The 17,382-nt window shown below is 54.7% G+C and carries 17 protein-coding genes; 4 read left to right on the forward strand and 13 right to left on the reverse strand.

Going from position 1 to position 17,382, the window contains the following annotated elements; translation table 11 throughout:
• Positions 1-4: 4 nt before the first annotated feature.
• The 9 genes from J4772_RS07090 to J4772_RS07125 form a co-directional block, all read right to left on the reverse strand.
• Positions 5-1,258, reverse strand: coding sequence for a hypothetical protein (locus tag J4772_RS07090; RefSeq protein ID WP_209074674.1), 1,254 nt, complete (start codon positions 1,256-1,258; stop codon positions 5-7).
• A gap of 6 nt (positions 1,259-1,264) precedes the next feature.
• The gene (locus J4772_RS37300) at positions 1,265-1,390 is read right to left on the reverse strand and encodes a hypothetical protein (RefSeq protein WP_256442681.1); all 126 of its coding nucleotides are present in this window, start codon (positions 1,388-1,390) and stop codon (positions 1,265-1,267) included.
• Complete coding sequence (locus tag J4772_RS07095) at positions 1,380-1,634, reverse strand: RNA polymerase sigma factor (protein WP_209074675.1); 255 nt, start codon at positions 1,632-1,634, stop codon at positions 1,380-1,382. The genes J4772_RS37300 and J4772_RS07095 overlap by 11 nt, the downstream gene beginning before the upstream one ends.
• Entirely contained in the window at positions 1,585-1,815 is a 231-nt protein-coding gene (locus J4772_RS07100; RefSeq protein ID WP_209074676.1) for a sigma factor, read from the reverse strand. Before J4772_RS07100 ends, J4772_RS07095 begins: the two co-directional genes overlap by 50 nt.
• A 182-nt stretch (positions 1,816-1,997) precedes the next feature.
• A complete protein-coding gene (locus J4772_RS07105) occupies positions 1,998-3,392 on the reverse strand; it encodes a hypothetical protein (RefSeq protein ID WP_116059205.1) in 1,395 nt (464 codons plus the stop codon).
• 315 nt (positions 3,393-3,707) lie between these two features.
• Positions 3,708-5,339, reverse strand: coding sequence for an alpha-amylase family glycosyl hydrolase (locus J4772_RS07110; protein WP_209074677.1), 1,632 nt, complete (start codon positions 5,337-5,339; stop codon positions 3,708-3,710).
• The gene (locus tag J4772_RS07115; RefSeq protein ID WP_116059207.1) at positions 5,336-6,166 is read right to left on the reverse strand and encodes a sugar ABC transporter permease; all 831 of its coding nucleotides are present in this window, start codon (positions 6,164-6,166) and stop codon (positions 5,336-5,338) included. Before J4772_RS07115 ends, J4772_RS07110 begins: the two co-directional genes overlap by 4 nt.
• Positions 6,163-7,455, reverse strand: coding sequence for a carbohydrate ABC transporter permease (locus J4772_RS07120; RefSeq protein WP_209074678.1), 1,293 nt, complete (start codon positions 7,453-7,455; stop codon positions 6,163-6,165). Before J4772_RS07120 ends, J4772_RS07115 begins: the two co-directional genes overlap by 4 nt.
• An 83-nt stretch (positions 7,456-7,538) precedes the next feature.
• Positions 7,539-8,876 carry a sugar ABC transporter substrate-binding protein gene (locus tag J4772_RS07125; RefSeq protein ID WP_209074679.1) on the reverse strand — a complete coding sequence of 446 codons (1,338 nt, stop codon included), beginning with the start codon at positions 8,874-8,876 and terminating at the stop codon, positions 7,539-7,541.
• Positions 8,877-9,242: 366 nt separating this feature from the next.
• Here J4772_RS07125 and J4772_RS07130 point away from each other — a divergent pair, with 366 nt between their 5' ends.
• The 3 genes from J4772_RS07130 to mtnA all read left to right on the forward strand — a co-directional run bounded on the left by J4772_RS07130 (position 9,243) and on the right by mtnA (position 12,801).
• The gene (locus tag J4772_RS07130; protein ID WP_256442682.1) at positions 9,243-10,406 is read left to right on the forward strand and encodes a LacI family DNA-binding transcriptional regulator; all 1,164 of its coding nucleotides are present in this window, start codon (positions 9,243-9,245) and stop codon (positions 10,404-10,406) included.
• A 66-nt stretch (positions 10,407-10,472) separates the two neighbouring features.
• Positions 10,473-11,681, forward strand: a complete 1,209-nt coding sequence (gene mtnK, locus J4772_RS07135) for an S-methyl-5-thioribose kinase (protein ID WP_209074681.1) — start codon at positions 10,473-10,475, stop codon at positions 11,679-11,681.
• 49 nt (positions 11,682-11,730) lie between these two features.
• Entirely contained in the window at positions 11,731-12,801 is a 1,071-nt protein-coding gene (mtnA, locus tag J4772_RS07140; protein WP_116059212.1) for an S-methyl-5-thioribose-1-phosphate isomerase, read from the forward strand.
• Between the two features lie 16 nt (positions 12,802-12,817).
• Here the strand turns inward: mtnA and J4772_RS07145 are convergent, their stop codons facing one another.
• Complete coding sequence (locus J4772_RS07145; RefSeq protein WP_116059213.1) at positions 12,818-13,132, reverse strand: YunC family protein; 315 nt, start codon at positions 13,130-13,132, stop codon at positions 12,818-12,820.
• A gap of 183 nt (positions 13,133-13,315) precedes the next feature.
• On the opposite strand from J4772_RS07145, the gene J4772_RS07150 reads away from it, so the two are divergent.
• Positions 13,316-13,753, forward strand: coding sequence for a hypothetical protein (locus J4772_RS07150; protein ID WP_116059214.1), 438 nt, complete (start codon positions 13,316-13,318; stop codon positions 13,751-13,753).
• 66 nt (positions 13,754-13,819) lie between these two features.
• Here the strand turns inward: J4772_RS07150 and nrdF are convergent, their stop codons facing one another.
• The 3 genes from nrdF to nrdI are packed head-to-tail and all read right to left on the reverse strand — an operon-like array spanning position 13,820 to position 17,269.
• On the reverse strand, positions 13,820-14,791 hold the full coding sequence (gene nrdF, locus J4772_RS07155) for a class 1b ribonucleoside-diphosphate reductase subunit beta (protein WP_209074682.1): 972 nt from the start codon (positions 14,789-14,791) through the stop codon (positions 13,820-13,822).
• Between the two features lie 47 nt (positions 14,792-14,838).
• Positions 14,839-16,923 (reverse strand): class 1b ribonucleoside-diphosphate reductase subunit alpha, encoded by a 2,085-nt coding sequence (gene nrdE, locus J4772_RS07160; protein ID WP_209074683.1) that lies wholly within the window; start codon positions 16,921-16,923, stop codon positions 14,839-14,841.
• Entirely contained in the window at positions 16,910-17,269 is a 360-nt protein-coding gene (gene nrdI, locus J4772_RS07165; RefSeq protein WP_209074684.1) for a class Ib ribonucleoside-diphosphate reductase assembly flavoprotein NrdI, read from the reverse strand. Before nrdI ends, nrdE begins: the two co-directional genes overlap by 14 nt.
• Positions 17,270-17,382 lie beyond the last annotated feature (113 nt).

Raw genomic sequence — 17,382 nt, forward strand, 5'->3', positions numbered from 1 at the left:
GGGTTTACGGCAGGTCGACCGGGATTTCCATCTCTGTCAAGTAAACCATCTTGCCGGTCGCCTCCGCCACTATCTTAAGCTTTGCATTAGAGGCAACGGGTGCAAAAATCACTTCGTTCTCTTCCCCATATTTCGAATCGATGTACGGTAGCTGGCTGTTTTCTTGATCATACACGGAGAAAATGACGCCCTCGCCGGAGGAAGGCAGTGTACGGATGACCGTACGATTCGAACTTCTTTCAATGGCTGTAACGACAAGTTGCCTGCCTCCACCAATCGGAAGCACGAATGGATCATCAGGCGATGGCTCTGCTTTTACCAATCCGCTCACCTGCTTGTCCAGAGGTTTCCAGTCCCAATAGAGCGGCTTGATCAGCAGACTTTTCGTTTCCGGTGTAATAGGCGGGAAGCTCATTTGCACAACGCCATCGTTTTCAGTCGGCCTCAGCGTCTTCGAACCGTACGGATATCCTTGATCATCCTCAACCTCCACGCCATAAAATCGGTTTTCTGTGGAATCCGACTGCGTAAATCGGTAATCGAAAGTCGTCGCTACCGTCGAGAACGCGGCTTTTCTTAACTCTAAAGTTCCGTAAGGACTTGTCTTTACCAGATTGCTTTTTTCATATGAAATGATAAGCGGAGGCCCTTCTCTTTTCACCTCGGCGCTAAATACCCATTTCCCTGACACGGAACCGATCTTCGAAATGTCCAGTTCCAAATCCGCGTGCTGCAAACGAGCCCCTTCAAAAGCGTAATCCTCCGTCGATAAAATGCCTTCGTAACGCTTCGAGTCAATTCTCTCTACATCGTTGCGAAAAAGGCCGTATTGTCCCTCTTTCGTCTTCCCCGCGTACCCGATCGTTTGTCCGTCCAAGTGGATTGCTGCGCTCAGATCATAGTTGGCAATCGGCTCATCCGCAGTTATTGAATAACGAATCGATAGGCCGTAACCGTCGCTCACAATTGTGCCAAGCTGCACGCGAATACCCTGATCCGACACCACCTCCCCGGAAACTTTGTTCTTCTTACGCTGAAGGATCGACTGCCGCAACACATCTGCGGTAATCCGCGAATTCAGCTCCGAAATCTCGTTATGAACCTGCCCCGGATCTATGCCAGCTTGCGTCGTAGACGACGCCAAAGGCTGCTTGGTTACTTGCTCTGACCTATTATTCCCGACATAACCCGCAATCCCCCCGCCGACAACGACCAGGGCAACGACTGCAGCGGCCAGCGCCCTTGTTCTTACCGCCATCGATCTTTACTTGCCTCGCTCCGGCAAAGCCGCCAGCGTCTGTTCAATTCTCTGCGCAACGGCTGTCGGAATGCTCGATTCTTCCCATTTTTCGACGCCTTGAAATCTCTTTTCCAGTTCCTCAACATTCATACCTGATCTCGCTCCTTTCGGATACATTCAGCCATTTGACCAGCTGCCGCCTGGCCCGGTGCAGTCTCGATTTCAGCGTCCCCTCGGACACGTCCATAATTTCCGCAATTTGCGCCAAGGACAAATCCGCGTAGTAATGCAGCTTCACGAGCGTGCGAAGAGGCTCGTCCAATCGATTGACCGCATCCCGCAAATCAAGATCCGTCTCCCCTGTCGGAGCCTCGCGGTCGGGAAGAACGTCCATCGGGAGCATCCTCTTGTTTGTTGTGATAGATTCGCCGGCTCTCATGAATGAGAATCCGAAACATCCAGGTGCGAAAATAAGCCGGCTCCCGCAGCTTGGGGATGCTCCGATAAGCTTTCATAATCGCCTCCTGGATCGCGTCTGCGCAGTCCTCATCCCCGTGCAGCAGCGTTTGCGCCATTCTGTACAGCTCCCTGCATGTCCCGGACAAGCCTTGAGGCCTCGCGGTCGCCCGAGCAGGCAAGCTGAACATCCTTATCCGTTAGATTGTTCAACTCGGCAAACGGTTCATTTTTATTTATTATTCTAAAACAGCCGATCCGCGCGCGTCGAGACGACGATGGGCGGATCGGCCATAGCTCTCTATACAAGGAACATCGCGACAATCGTCGTAACGGTCAGTCCGATCAGCACCGGCTTTAGGTTGCGGCGAGCCAGCTCGAACGGACTGACGCCGCATATGGCCGCGGCGGGAATCAGCGCCCAAGGAATGAGCGTTCCGCCGCCGACCCAGATCGCCGCCACCTGGCCCAAAGCGGTCAGCGTCGCGGCGCCGCTGCTAAGCGCGAGGGAGAACATGTGCGCGACCGAGCCGACGAGGGAGATGCCCGAGAAGCCAGAGCCGTCTAGCCCGGTAATGGCGCCGGTCGCGGTCAGCGTCACCGAAGCGACCGCTCCGTTCATCGGCACGGAGTTGGCCAGCGCAACGCCAAGATCGTTGACGATACCGTGCGAGCCGAGCAGAGCGCCGTCCCCGAACAGCTCCCGGAACGCCGAGTCGCCGAGATAGAAAAACGCGGCAATCGGAATGACCGGGCCGAACACCCGAAATCCGAACTGAAAGCCTTCTATTAAATATGAGGTCGTCTCTTCCAATCCCTTGTTTCGGTGCGCCACCATCGTCGTCACGATCAGGATGAGCACTGCCGTGCCGCCGATCAGTGCCGTCGCATCGCCCCCTTGCAGGTCGAAGGCGAACATGGCCGCGACATCGACGGCGAACAGAATCGGAATGGCGATGGCCAGCGATCTTTTAACCGAATCCGGCAGACTCACAGCCGTTTTTGCCCCCGCCTCCTCACGACTGGCGGCGACCAATCCGTCATTCCACTTCCCGTTTTTCATGTCGCGGCGCATCATCCAAAATGCGGCCACAGTCGTTACAAGCCCCATTACGATAACAAGCGGAATGCTGGCCGCCATCACCTCGGACACCGGCAAGCCCGCCGCGTCCGCTGTCAGCTTCGGCGCGCCTTGGATAATATAGTCGCCGGACAGCGCAATGCCATGGCCGAACAGATTCATCGCGACCGCCGCTCCGAGCGCGGGAAGGCCGACACGCAGCGCCACCGGCAGCAGCACCGCTCCGATCAGTGCGACGCCGGGAGAAGGCCAGAAGAAGAGCGAAGTCAGCAGCATAATAATGCCGATGCCCCAGAACGCGAGCGTTGGCGTCCGAAGGAAGCCTGTAAGCGGTTTAATCATCGTTTCGTTGATGCCCGTAATGATGAGCACACGACTCATCGCCACGATAATCGAGATGATGAAAATCGTGCTTAGCAGTTCCTTCGTCGCATAGATAAAGCTGTTGAAAATACCCGCCACCGAGCCGCCCAGACTTTCGGTTGCGATCAGGCCAAGCGTGAAAATTCCCGCAACGCAAACCAGCGTCGTATCTCTTCGCTTCACGAGCAAAGCGAGAATAAAAGCGATAAACGCCACATACACCCAGTGAATCGCCGATAATTGAATGTCCACCCGCACCACTCTCCAGTCATTCGTGTGAGTGGTTCATTGTATGTGGCCGGGGGGATAGGCGTTCGTGCCAACGCAAATAGAGGGCTGCCCCTAAGTAAATAAAAAAGTCGTACAAAAACATAATCGATTGAGAAGGTTATCGTGCATATATCTCCTTCCGATGCTATACGATCCTGAAACTTGAATGAGTAAACCCGTTAAGAGGTGGTTACAGGACCGTATGAGGCAGTCTCCAGGAGATATATGCACTTTTTCTTAATCGATTATTGTGTACGACCTTACTTAGGGGCAGTCCCTATTTTGCAAAAAGTTTCATTAAGGTATCAAAACAACGGTCGTGTAAGGAGGCAAAGAGATCGTCCGCCCATCCAGCGAAGCGGCGTCGTCAGTCGTCAACGTCAGCTTAGCGAAAGACGTCTGGCCCGCGTTACTTTCCGGCAGCGTTACGGTCTGCAACTGCTCGGACATATTGTGCAGCACCAGCGCCTTCTCGTCACCGCTCGCACGCAAGTAAGAGGTGACGTACTCATTGCCCGCATCGTAGGACGCAATTGTACCGAGACGCAGCGCAGGCAATTGCGCCCGCCAGGAGATCAGCTTTCGATAGTGGTTCAGCAGCGACTTCGGATCCGCCTCTTGGGCTTCGACAGACGCTTCCTCTGTACGGTAGGAAGAGTTCTGCCACGTCGTCTCCTCGGGAGAACCTCCCTTTCTCGTCCATGGAAACGGCTCACGCAGCTTCTCATCCGGCTTTATGCCGGCGACGCCTAGTTCCTCGCCGTAGTAGACAAAAGCGTTGCCCGGCATCGTCAGCAGCAACGAAGCCGCCAGCTTGGCACGATCGACGCTGCCGCCGACCGCGTTCAAGACGCGGGTCTGATCATGGTTGGACAGGAACGGCGCATCGACGAATCGTCCGCCGGACACTTTGCCGAAATAGCCGTGCATGCGGGACAGCGTAAAGCCGATGCCGGACGACTTGCCCGAAGCCGCGGCGCCAAGCAGCGTGCCCGCCAGGTCGAAGTTAAAAGCCGAATCGAGCGCGTTGTCCAGATAAGGCGCGACGATTGCAGCGCCGTCCCACACCTCGCCGACAAGATAGGCATCGGGATTAACCGCGTTCAGGCCTTGCCGGAACTCTTGCCACCAGCTTTTGTTTTTTTGCTGCACTGCCGGCGTGGAGATCGTCGACTTAAAATCTCCGAAGATGTGCTTGGCCGCATCCAGGCGGAAGCCGTCCACGCCTTCCTTGAGCCAGTATTGGCCGATAGCGACCATTTCTTTACGCACTTCGGGATGGTCGAAGTTCAAATCCGGCATGCCGCCCCAGAATACGCCGAGGTAACTCCCGTGTGCGCCTTTATGCCACGGATCGGACCCCGTCGCCCCATCGGAGGGCGTCGCCTGCTCGGCATTTTCCGCCCAGGTATACCAATCCCGATACTTGCTGCCGGCACCCTGAGCCGAATCGACGAACCACGGATGCTCAGAGCTCGTATGGTTGACGACGAGGTCCATAATGACGCGGATGCCGCGGCGATGCGCTTCCTGCAGCAGCTTGCGAAAGTCGTCCATCGTGCCGTAATCCGGATGGATGCCGTAATAATCGGTGACATCGTAGCCATGATAGCTGGGCGATGGCTGAATCGGCATCAGCCACAGGCCGTCCACTCCGAGCCGGTCCAGGTAATCGAGCTTGGCCGTCAAGCCGTTCAAATCGCCGATGCCGTCGCCGTTGGAATCGGCAAACGAGCGAACGAACACCTCGTAGAACACGCCCGAAGGTCCCTCTGCAGGAGCGACGGATTCCTCAGTGACGAAGGTTTCACTCGGGATAGCGGATTCCTTCGAGACTGCGGATTCCTTCGGAGCGGAAGTCGTGCAGCCGCCTAGCAGCAAAGCCGTGGCTGCGAGGAGCGCGAGCGAGCCCTTCGCCCCGCGCCTCATCCTTTGGACGCTCCGGCCGTCAGTCCGTCCACAAGGAAGCGCTGAGTGTACATAAACAGCAGCGTAATCGGCACGGCGACGAGCACGCAGCCTGCGGCGAACAGCGTAAATTCGGTACTGTTGTAGGAATCGATAATGCTCCACAGGCCGACGGCGAGCGTCCAGTTTTCCGGAGTCCGCAAAATCGCGCGCGCGAAAATAAAATCGACCCATGCGCCGGCAAACGTCGTGAGCGAAATGTACGTAATGATCGGTCGGGACAACGGCAAAATGATGCGCATGAAAATCGACATATGGCTTGCGCCGTCAATTCGAGCCGCCTCTTCCAGGCTTCGCGGAATCGTGTCGAAGAAGCCTTTGGCGACGAACATCCCGAGCGCGGCTCCGGCGGAATACACCAGAATAAGCGCCCAGATCGAATCGAGCAGGTTGATCGTATTCAGGATGATGAATACCGCCATAATGCTCAAGAAGCCAGGGAACATGCCTAGAATAAGAATAAGCATCATCATCGCCTTGCGTCCTTTGAAGCGAAAACGCGAGAACGCATACGCGGTCAACAGTTGGATAAGCGTCCCGAGCACCATGCTCGCCGTCGCCACCTTCAGCGTATTCCAGTACCAGTTGGCGTAAGGAATCGAGCGGTCGGCGCGCACCCGGAACAGGTCGCGGTAATGATCAAGCGTCCAAGCGGTCGGGATAAAATGATCGCTGAACAGCGAATTCCCGACGCGAAAGGAGGACAAAACCGTCCACAGAGCCGGATAGATGCAAGCCACGGCGATAAGCGCCAGCAGCACGTAACTGAACAACAGACGCGGTTTCATTGGATCATGTCCTCCTCGTTGAACGATCTCGTTCTCCTGAACATGACGATGGCCGCGGCCGCGATGAACAGGAAGATCAGAATCGACACGGCTGCCGCGATGTTGTACTGGTTGAAATCGAGCGTCAGCTTGTACAGCCAGGTTACGAGCAGGTCCGTTTCTCCGGCGTTATTGTATTTCATCGTAGCCGGATTGCCCCCGGTCAGGAGGAAAATGACGTTAAAGTTGTTGATATTGCCAACGAACTGCGTAATGAGAATCGGCGCCGTCGCGAATAAAATATAAGGCATCGTAATGTTGCGGAACTTCGCCCAAGCGGTCGCTCCGTCCACCTCCGCCGCCTCGTACAAATCCTTCGGAATCGTCGTGAGAATGCCCATGACGAGAATCATCGATACTGGGATGCCGATCCACATATTAACGACGATGACGGACACCTTCGCCCAGAACGGGTCGTTCAGCCACGGCAAACCCTCCATCCCGAAGTAGCGGAAATACTGGTTGATCGGACCGAACTTCTCGTTCAACAGGTTTTTCATAATGAGCAGCGAAACAAACTGCGGAATCGCATATGGAATAATGAACAGCATTCTCCAGATGCCTTTGAACCGAATACCGTGTTGACTGATCAAAAGCGCAACGAGAATGCCCCCGAAATAACAGGTCACCGTGGCCAGAATCGCCCATACGATCGTCCAGCTCAGAACGCCGACGAACGTATTGCTCCAGACGTTCATATTAAACAGCTTGTCGAAGGTGGCGAAGCCGACCCAATCGACCAGGTTTTTCGGCGGAATATGATTAGGCGACGCGTAGTTCGTAAAAGCGATCAGCGACGTGAACACAATCGGCATAACCGTGAAGAACAGCACGCCGAGCATCGGCACGGACAGAAGCAGCCAAGGGAAGACGCTGCTGTTCAGCGCCCGCAGCTCGGAGCCGCCTTGCATTCTCCGGCCGACGACGACCGCATCGCGAATATTCAAAACGTAGAACAGCAGTAGGATCAGGACGACGAGAATCGCCAATACCCCGTAAATCAACATGAAAATGGAATGGTCGCCGGGAACGTTTTTGAATACTTTGCCGACTTTTATCAGATGCTGCCCCTGCTCCCCGAGGGTAACGATGCCCTTTAAGTGGGGAGTAAGCTTAGCGGCGATGGCATAAATGCCTGCCGCGTAAATCAGAATGAAAGTCAAACCTTTGAAATACTGCCGATTGTACAATTGGCCCAATCCCGCGCAAATTACGGAAAGCCAACCCGCCGTTGCAGCGCGATGCTTCAAGCTGAGCCCTCTCCTTCCTGTTAAGCCGTCTCACCCGCCGCGAGGCGGCGGGTGGATGGCGCATGGTTGCGTTGCTTTTGGCGTTATTGCGAAGAAGCGATCGCGTCCTTCACTTTCTTGGCCCAATCGTCCATTGTCGCTTGCGGGTCGGCTTTATCGTTCCAGAGGGAAGCGAGAGCCGCTTCGTGCGTCGACCAGAACGCGTTCATCTCGGCGATTTTAGGCATCGGCGTGGAATTGTCGAACTGCTTCAGGAACACGCTCGCGAACGGATCGCCGCTGACTTTGTCGCTTGCCGCCACATTTTTGTTGGACGGCAGACTGCCGAACAGCTCAAAGTTCTTCGCCTGGAACTCCTCGGAGGATACCAGCTCCGCGAACAGCTTAGCTGCGATCGGATACTGCGAATACGCATTGACCAGGAAGCCTTTAACCCCGGAGAACGGCATCATCGGCTTGCCGTTCGGCAGCGTCGGATATTCCATGACGCCCAGGTTGGCCACCGATTTCTTGAACTCGCCCGTCTGCCATGGACCGCTGACGTTCATCGCCAGCTTGCCTTCGTTGAACAGACTTGTCTTGATATCCGCTTTAATGTCAGCCGCCGTAATCGGCAGAATCTGATCCTTCAGGCTGCCGAAAAATTTCGCCGCTTCCACGGAACCTGCACTGTTCAGACCGATGTCGGAAGCGTCGGTGCCGTCCTTGCCGAACACGTAACCGTCGTAGCCGCCGAAGAAGCCCCAGCTCCAGTACCCGTTGCCGACTTCCCACATATAGGCGTATTTTTGCGCCTTTGCGTCATTGAACTTTTTCGCGAATTCGATGACGCCGTTCCAGTCCTTCGGAGCTTCACCGTTTGTATCTGCGAACAGGTCTTTGTTATAGAACACCGCCGTCGTCTCTACCGACATCGGATAGCCGTATAGCTGGCCGTCGATCGACCAAGCTTCGACGGATTTGTCGGAGTTGTTCGCTTTCGACTCTTCCTCGTGCAGGTCGTTCGGTAGCACGACGCCCGCTTGAACGGCCGAGCCGAGACGGTCGTGTACGGCGAGAAATACGTCCGCGCCAACGCCGGCAGGAGCGTCTGTAATCATTTTTTCGATCGATTTGTCCGGGCCTACGTCCTGATATTCGATGTCGATGCCGTACTTCTCTTTAAATGCTTTAGCGGCTTCGTCGATCAACGCTTTCTCGCTCGCAGAGTACCAGACAACCAGCTTCGCTCCCTCTTCTGGAGCATACTCCTCTTCTCCGGCATGCTCGGACGGAGCGGAGCTTGCGCTTTCCGTAGCGGCAGGAGCGCTCGAACTTGGGGAAGACGACGCATCGCTTCCGCCGTTATTGCCATTGTTCGCCCCGCAAGCGGACAACAGAAGCGCCATCGTCAGCAGCGTGCTTGCATACACTTTTTTCATAGGTTTTTCGTACCCCTTTCAATGATTTCATTTGTCGCGCTTTACCTCTTTATCGCTCCTGCTTTTCCCTCCCTTGCAAAATTCACCGTTCTCCATGTGCAAACGTTTGAACTAAAAGGCAAAAAAATGACAAACAGCCCAGTAACCGAGCATACTTGTGCAGGTTCAATAAATGAAAGCGCTTATGGAACTACTTTATATCATAATCTTAAATCTCATTTTGTAAATCGTTTGCACATATCAAAAACAGAAGAAAAAACCTATAATACTGCTGTTTACTCAGGATATCTCCCCTATTTGAATTTTCTCCAAATTTCGATTTTGTGCAATTTGTGGCACAATCTTTGCGCCACAGCGCATAATAGAATGCACAAAAAAAACCGCTTATCTCATGTACTCTTCGCACAGATCGGCTACAATAAAACTATTAGTTCGCGTTCACAAGGCCTGAGGCTTTTTGAACAACCTCTACTAAATTGTTCGCAAAGGAAGGCCAATGACATGACCGTCACGATCAAAGACGTAGCCAAGGCGGCCGGAGTATCGCCGTCCACCGTATCCAGAGTCATCTCCGAGCATCCCCGAATCAGCGCCGAGACGAGCCGAAAAGTCAAAAGAATTATGGAAGAGCTCGGATACCATCCGAACCTGATGGCGAAAAGTCTCGTCTCCCGAACGACCCGGACGATTGCCGTCATCTTTCCGAAGCCGGCCGAAGAGCTGCTTCTCAACTTTTTCTTCTATGAATTGATCCGCGGGGTTCTGGCTCAACTGACCCGCGCAGGCTACGATCTGCTGATGGCAGGGGGCAGCAACGAACAGGAGGAGCTGGACACCGTCGCCCGGCTCGTCAAAGGAGGCCGTATCGACGGCCTTATTTTGCTGTACTCCCGTTCCTCGGATCCGATTATTCATTTTTTGCGCAAGGAAAATATACCGTTTACACTCATCGGCAGAAGTCTCGATTACGTGGATGTGCCGCCGGTGGACAACGATAACGTACAGGCCGCCTATGATGCGACGAAGCACTTGATTGCGCAGGGACAGAAGCGGATCGGCTTCGTCAGCGGGCCGACAAAGCTGGCCATGACCCAGGATCGGATGAATGGCTATACGAAAGCGCTGGCGGAAGCGGGCCTTCCGTTTAAGCAAAGCTGGGTTGTCGAAGGAGAATTCCTCATCGAGAGCGGCTATCGGGCGATGGCTTCGATCATGTCGCAGCCGGAGCCTCCGACCGCGCTGGTCGTGATCGACGACGTCGTCGCTTTCGGCGTGCTTAAGGGCTTGTCCGAGCTCGGCATCCGCGTGCCGCAAGATGTCGCGATCGTCAGCTTTAACAATATCGCCTTGTCGGAGCTTACGATCCCTCCGATCAGCTCCGTAGACGTCGGAACCTATCAGCTCGGCTACACCGCCTCCCAAATGGTGCTTAATCTCATGAAGGATATTGAAATCACGACCCGCCAGATCATCCCGCATCGCCTAGTCGTGCGCGAATCTTCCCTCCGGGCGGAAAGTGATTTATACTAACATACAGACCGTTTCGCTATAAAATACAACTGAACCTGTCGGATAACTATATGGAGGGAATATCGCATGAGTAATTATCATCCGTTAACCGAACAAGAAGCGATCGGGATCGCCCGAAGCGTCCCCGGCATATTCGGCCCGGAAGGCGAGCTGAGCTGCCGCGAGATCGGCGACGGCAACCTCAACCTGGTCTTCCATATCAGCCAAGCTTCCACAGGAGCCAGCCTAATCGTGAAGCAGGCGCTGCCGTACGCCAAGGTTGTCGGAGAATCTTGGCCGCTGTCGCTGGACCGCGCCCGTATCGAAAGCGAAGCGCTTATCCTTGAAGAGCGGTTTGCTCCGGGACTTGTGCCGAAAGTATACCATTCCGATAACGACATGGCGCTTACGGTCATGGAGGACTTGAGCAGCCACGTCATTATGCGCCAAGGACTGATCGAAGGCGGCGTCTACCCGCTGTTTGCCGAACATATCTCGGACTTCCTCGCCAGAACGCTGTTTTTCACGTCCGACCTGGGCATGAACCAGCAGGAGAAGAAGCTGCTGACCCGTTCCTTCGTCAATCCCGACTTGTGCAAAATTACAGAGGACCTCATTTTCGACCATCCGTACACGAATGCGGACACGAACAGCTTCGATTCGCACCTGCAAGCGGACGCCGAACGGCTCTGGTCCGATCAAGAGCTGCATTTCGAGGTCGCGAGGCTGCGCGAGAAGTTTCTGACCCATGCGCAAGCGCTGCTGCACGGCGATTTGCATACCGGCAGCATCTTTATTACCGAACAGTCGACCAAAGTCATCGATCCCGAGTTCGCCTACTTCGGGCCGATCGGCTTCGATATCGGCGCTGTGTTCGCCAACCTGCTGCTGCACTATGCGTCGCAGGAGCATTGGTCTGCGGACGAAGCTTCCCGCAAGGCGCGCAGGCAGTATTTGACCGATACGATCGGAGACATCTGGCACGGTTTCGAACGGAAATTCCGCGAGCTGTGGAACGAACACGGCACGGATCGCATCGCTCGAACGGCCGAATATCAGGACGATTATATGCTTCGGCTGCTTCAGGACGCCGCCGGATTCGCCGGGGCGAAAGCCGTCCGCCGCATCGTCGGTCTCGCTCATGTCGCCGACATTGACAAAATTCCGGATGCCGACGTTCGCGCCAAAGCGCAAAGGCTTGCGCTGACTATCGGCACAACCTTGATCAAACGCAATCGTCAATTGACCTCTATCGAGGAAATCATTAACATCGCCGATTCCGCCTCCCGGGCATAACGCACGACGTACAGCACAGAGCATACCAATCGAGAGGAGCAACGAAAGAATGACCAAGGAATCGCAACAACCCACACCTGAGGTGCTTCAGTCCCTCATCTGGGATAATGATGCGCTGTCGCTGCTGGATCAGCGCCTGCTTCCGGAAGAGACGGTTTATCTGCGGCTGACGACGACGCAGGACGTCTGGGAGGCTATCCGCGAGCTGAAGGTGCGCGGTGCGCCGGCCATCGGCATTGCCGCAGCCTACGGCGTTGTGCTGGGCGTGCAAGACTTCATCGGCAGCACGGCCGACTGGGCGGCCGAAGCGGAGCGCCAGGCCGAGCATTTGGCGACATCCCGGCCGACTGCAGTGAACTTGTTCTGGGCGCTGGATCGGATGAAGGCGCGCGCCCGGGCACTAGCAGAGCAAGGCGTGGCCTCCGCGGAGGCCACGCAAGCGCTGCTGGATGAAGCGAAGCAGATTCACGCCGAGGACGAAGCGACCAATCGGCTGATCGGCGAGCACGCGCTGACGCTGTTCAAAGACGGCATGGGCGTGCTGACGCACTGCAACGCAGGAGGCTTGGCGACGGCGAAATACGGAACGGCGCTCGCTCCGTTCTACCTCGCCCTAGAACAGGGAATTCAACTGAAAGTATTCGCGGACGAAACCCGTCCCGTACTCCAGGGCGCGCGTTTAACCGCGTTCGAGCTTCAACGCGCAGGCGTGGACGTCACGCTGATTTGCGACAATATGGCCGGACACGTCATGTCTAAAGGCTGGATACAAGCGGTAATCGTCGGCACGGATCGCGTCGCCGCCAATGGGGACGTGGCTAACAAGATTGGCACTTACAGCGTAGCCGTGCTCGCCAAGGCGCACGGCATTCCGTTTTACGTCGCTTGTCCGCTCTCCACTATCGACTTATCGACGCCCACAGGCGCCGATATTCCGATCGAAGAGCGCCATTCCGACGAAGTCACGGTCGGCTTCGGCAAACGCACCGCTCCGGAAGGCATTGCCGTGTACAACCCGGCCTTCGATGTCACGCCCGCCGAGCTGGTCACGGCGATCGTGACCGAGAAGGGCATCGTGACCGCTCCTTACGAGGAAAACCTGCGCAAGCTGTTCGACTAACTCTCTGGTTTCGAGGTTATACGGCAGCTTGGGCCATCAGCTTAACCGCGTCCCGCCCGCGCATGCCGACAGTAATTCCGAGCGCCTGCGCGGCGTCGGTCACCGATTCGAGCGGTGCGTCAAGCAGCTGCTCGATCGTCTTCACCCCGACGGCTCGGCCCGCGATAATTGCGCGATCCTTCAACCTCTCATTAAGCAGTTGGACGTCCAGCGCACCGCACATAATGTACCCTTGACCTGCGGTAACCGCCAGAAGAGTCGTTTTCGGCAGCAGCACCTCGACGCCAATCGCGGTCCAATCCCCGATTTGCAGCGGCATCACGTTGACCATGCCTATTGCATCCCCTTTCATAGGTGTTCGGCTATAAGAGATCGTTTACGATAACATATGCGCATATAGAAATTTTTTTCAGGGCATTTGAACCCTCACCCCTATATTAGGCGCCCTTCTCGTGGTATATTGGGAGTTAGGACATGGTTTTAATGAACTACGCATGGCGACGGAGGCATCTTCATGACTGACAATTCTACGAATATCGATGACTCCCATAAATTTCTCGTGGAGTTCAAAGTCTCTTCTCCGAACAGGGCGGAGGCTTTGAAACAACTGCTTTTACAATTAAAAAGCTCTGACCTGGACCACTATCGGCTTGTGACGGACCATTCGGCGTCTGCCTCCAGCGCGAAAGCGCGGCCTTCTCCGCCTCCACCGGCGAAAAAGGCCCCCGTCCACTCTCCCGACCCGAACCCGCTGGAGCTGCGCATCCGCTTCTTCATCGAAAGCGGCAAGCTGATTCGGCTGAACATTAACAAGGGTCTTGGAGTGAAGCTGAGCATCCCTTGCCGTATCCTCAACTATGACTCCGACAAGCGGCTCATCACCGCGTATCATGTGGACGAGAAGCAAGTGTACACGGTGGGATTAAACGAAATCGACGACTTCGTAGAATAAAAGGCTCACAAAATAAAACTCGCACAGAGGTTTTCCCCTTGTGCGAGTTTTTGTATGCACCGTTGCTTATTTATCGAAATCGAACACGAAATCGTCGTCCGTCATCGCTTCTACATGAATTGTCCGAACGTAGCCATTGCCCTTTTTCGAGAAAAAGTCATGCTGCTTCGTCTTCGTGCTGATGCCGTTGAATACGATCGGATTAACGTCCTCCTCCGGGAAGACCGGGGCGAAGCCCATGTTCATGAACGCTTTGTTGGCGTTATAGCGCACAAACTTCTTAACCTCTTCGGCGAGCCCGATCGCCGAGTAGAGCTGATCGGTGTAGTTCTCTTCATTCTGATGCAGGTGCATGAGAAGTCCGTACAACACCTCGTAAACTTCCTTCTGCTCGCTCTCGTCGAGCTTGGCGTACACTTCCTGCGCCAACACGCCGACATACAGCCCGTGGATGCTCTCGTCGCGTAAAATAAGGTCGATGACCTCGCCGCTGCTCGTCATTTTCCCTTGCCCGGCCAAGTACAACGGATAGAAAAATCCACTGTAAAACAAATAGCTTTCCAGCAGCACGGAAGCGGCCATCGCCAGAAACAGGCTGCGCTGAGAATCGATGTTATTGTAGTATTGCACGATCGTATCGGCCTTCGTCTGCAAATACGGATTTGCTTCTACCCAGCGAAAAACGCCGTCAATCTCTTCAGTGGACGCCAGCGTCGTGAAGATGCTGCTGTAGGATTTGGCGTGAATCTGTTCCATCATTGCCATGAAGCCGAGTACGGCTTTGCGCTGCAGCCCGTCGACATGCTCCAGAATGCGAGGCATCCCGACGCCGCCCTGCACTGTGTCGAGCAGCGTCAAACCGCCCAGCACCTTCATGTACAGATCTCGCTCTTGCGGGCTTAAGTTCATCCAATCCATTTTATCGTCCGAGAGCGGAATTTCCTCATCCGTCCAGAACTGCATAATGTTCTGATTCCAGAACGTAATCGTAAAATCGTCGTCAGGCCGGTTCCAGTTCACGGCTTTTAAGGCGCACATCGGCGTTCGTCCTCCTCGTTTCTATCGCTCGTTGCCTTGCCGCTCACTTACACCGAGCAGGTTACGCACTCTTCTACGGACAGACGGTTCGTACGCGTATAATAGAGCGATTTAAGGCCCTTCTTGGCCGCATAGACGTAATATCTGGACAGCTGACGCGTCGTCACGTCGCTGTTGACGTGCAGAACGGCAGAGATGCCTTGATCCACATGGGGCTGAATTTCCGCGATCATGTCGATCACTTTGAATTGGTCCATTTGATAAGCCGATTTATAGAAGAAAATATTGTCTTTGCTCAGGAACGGCATCGGGTAATACGTCGTCGAGTTGGCGTAGGTGCGCGTTTCGATCGGTTCGACGATCGGCATCACGCTCGAAGTCGAGTTCTGAATGTACGAGATGCTCTGCGTCGGCGCGATCGCCAGCCTGTATGCATGGTACAGCCCGTGCTCGGCCACGTCGATCTTCAGGCCCGCCCAATCCGCAGGCGACGGAATGTCGATGCCCGCAAACAGCTGCTTCACCCGCTCCGTCGTCGGACGGTAGTCGGTCGTCAAATAACGATCGAAATAAGTGCCTTTCGCATATTCGGAACGCTCGAAGCCATGGAAAGTAACGCCCGTGCTTTTTGCAATCTCCATGCTCTTCTCGATGGAATGGAAGTTCATCATCATGAAGAACGTACGGACGAAGTCGCGGGCTTCCTTGCTTTCGTAAGCGATTTTATTCTTAGCCAGGTAGCCGTGCAGGTTCATGGCGCCCAATCCGACGGAGTGCAGCTCGGCGTTGGCTTTGGCGACGCCGGGGGCGTTGGCGACCGTCGTCATGTCGCTTACCGCCGTTAGACCGATAATGCCTTCATGCACGGATTCTTTGATTTTGCGCGTGTCCATTACATTGGCGATATTCAGCGAAGCCAGGTTGCAGCTAATGTCTCTGCGAATCGTATCCGGCTCGAAATAATCGCCGATCTCCGAAGTCTCCTGTAGCTGGAAAATCTCCGTGCACAGATTCGACATCTTAATGTCGCCGATATCTTTAAGAGCATGAGCGCGATTGGCGTTGGACTTGTTCATCATGTAGGGATAACCGGACTCGAGCTGCGTCGTGGCTATTTTGACGAGCATGTCGCGCGCGCTCATGACCGCTTTTTTCTTCACCCGGTCGTCGGCAAGCAGCGCATCGTACATTTCGTCCATATCCATGTCGTCCAGATGTTTGCCGTAGTGCTTAAACACCGTATACGGCGCGAATACGTGCAGCGGTTCGTTACGCTCTGCAAGCTGATAGAACTTGTCCGGCACGATCAGACCGATCGACAACGTCTTCAGACGAGTTTTCTCGTCCGCGTTAATCTTTTTGCTGTCAAGGAACTCGATGACGTCCCAGCCGAAAATATTGTAATAGCCTGCGCCCGACCCTTTGCGCTGTCCCATCTGGTCAGCGTACGAGAACGCGTCCTCCATCAGCTTCAGCACGGGCATAATGCCCTTGGCGGCGCCTTCGACGCCTTTGATTGCCTCGCCGCGCCCGCGAATCTTCGACAGGTTCACCGCTACGCCTCCGCCGATTTTGGAGAGCTGCATGCATGTGCCGATCACATAATTGATCGAATTGAGTGAATCGTCCATTTCCAGCAAGAAGCAGGATACCATCTCTCCGCGCCGACTCTTGCCCGCGTTCAGGAACGTCGGCGTCGCCGGCTGCAGCCGCTGCTCCATCATCGAAGCCGCCAGAGAACGAGCAACGTTGAAATCCCCTCTGGCCAAATGCAGCGCCACAATCGAGACCCGGTCGGGGAAATGCTCAAGATATAGCGTTTTGTCGTCCGTCTTGACGGCATAGTCGGTATAAAACTTGGAGGCGGCCATATAGGATCTGAATTGAAAGCGATACTCGTGGGTTAGTTCGTAGATTTGTTTAACTTCCTCTTCCGTATAAAGCTTATACACATCTGCGTAGTAGTTATTATCCAGCATGTAGCGGACCTTCTCGAGGTGGGAGGCGAACTTCAAGCTTTTGCGATAGACATCCTCCATAAATTCCGAGACGGCTTCTCGGTCCTTATCCAGTTGGAAGAAGCCTTCCGTATCCCTTTGCATCAGCAAGTTGTTCAGTTCAATATGACGCAACTGCTTGCACCCCCTCTTCAAATCTTTCCACGTCTTTGGAAGTCCCGGACAGCTCGAACTTGCTGACAACAGGCACTCCGTACATCTCGGAGATGCGATCGGCGCTCAGCGCGAATCCGGTTCCCCAGTTACGATTGCCGCTTGCGGATACCCCGCGCAGCTTCTGATGGTTTTTCTTCAAAAATGCGACGACCTTCTCCGGAACTTGCCCGAAACCGGTCGTGTATGTAATGAGAACGAAGGGCTGATCGAGAGCCATAGATTCCTCGATTTGAACCGAAGGAAGCGTTAATTTCTCTACGAACCTCCGTACGTTACCCGTCCTCGAATCATAGGCGATCAGCATGCCATCCATTCTCCTTCCCGTGAACTCGACACAATATGTATAGCGACAAGATCCAATTTATATCAAGATATTGTGTGTGTCAAGGTGAAAGTTGACCTATTGACAAATCCAGG

Source organism: Cohnella sp. LGH (assembly GCF_017671885.1).
GTDB lineage: Bacteria > Bacillota > Bacilli > Paenibacillales > Paenibacillaceae > Cohnella > Cohnella phaseoli.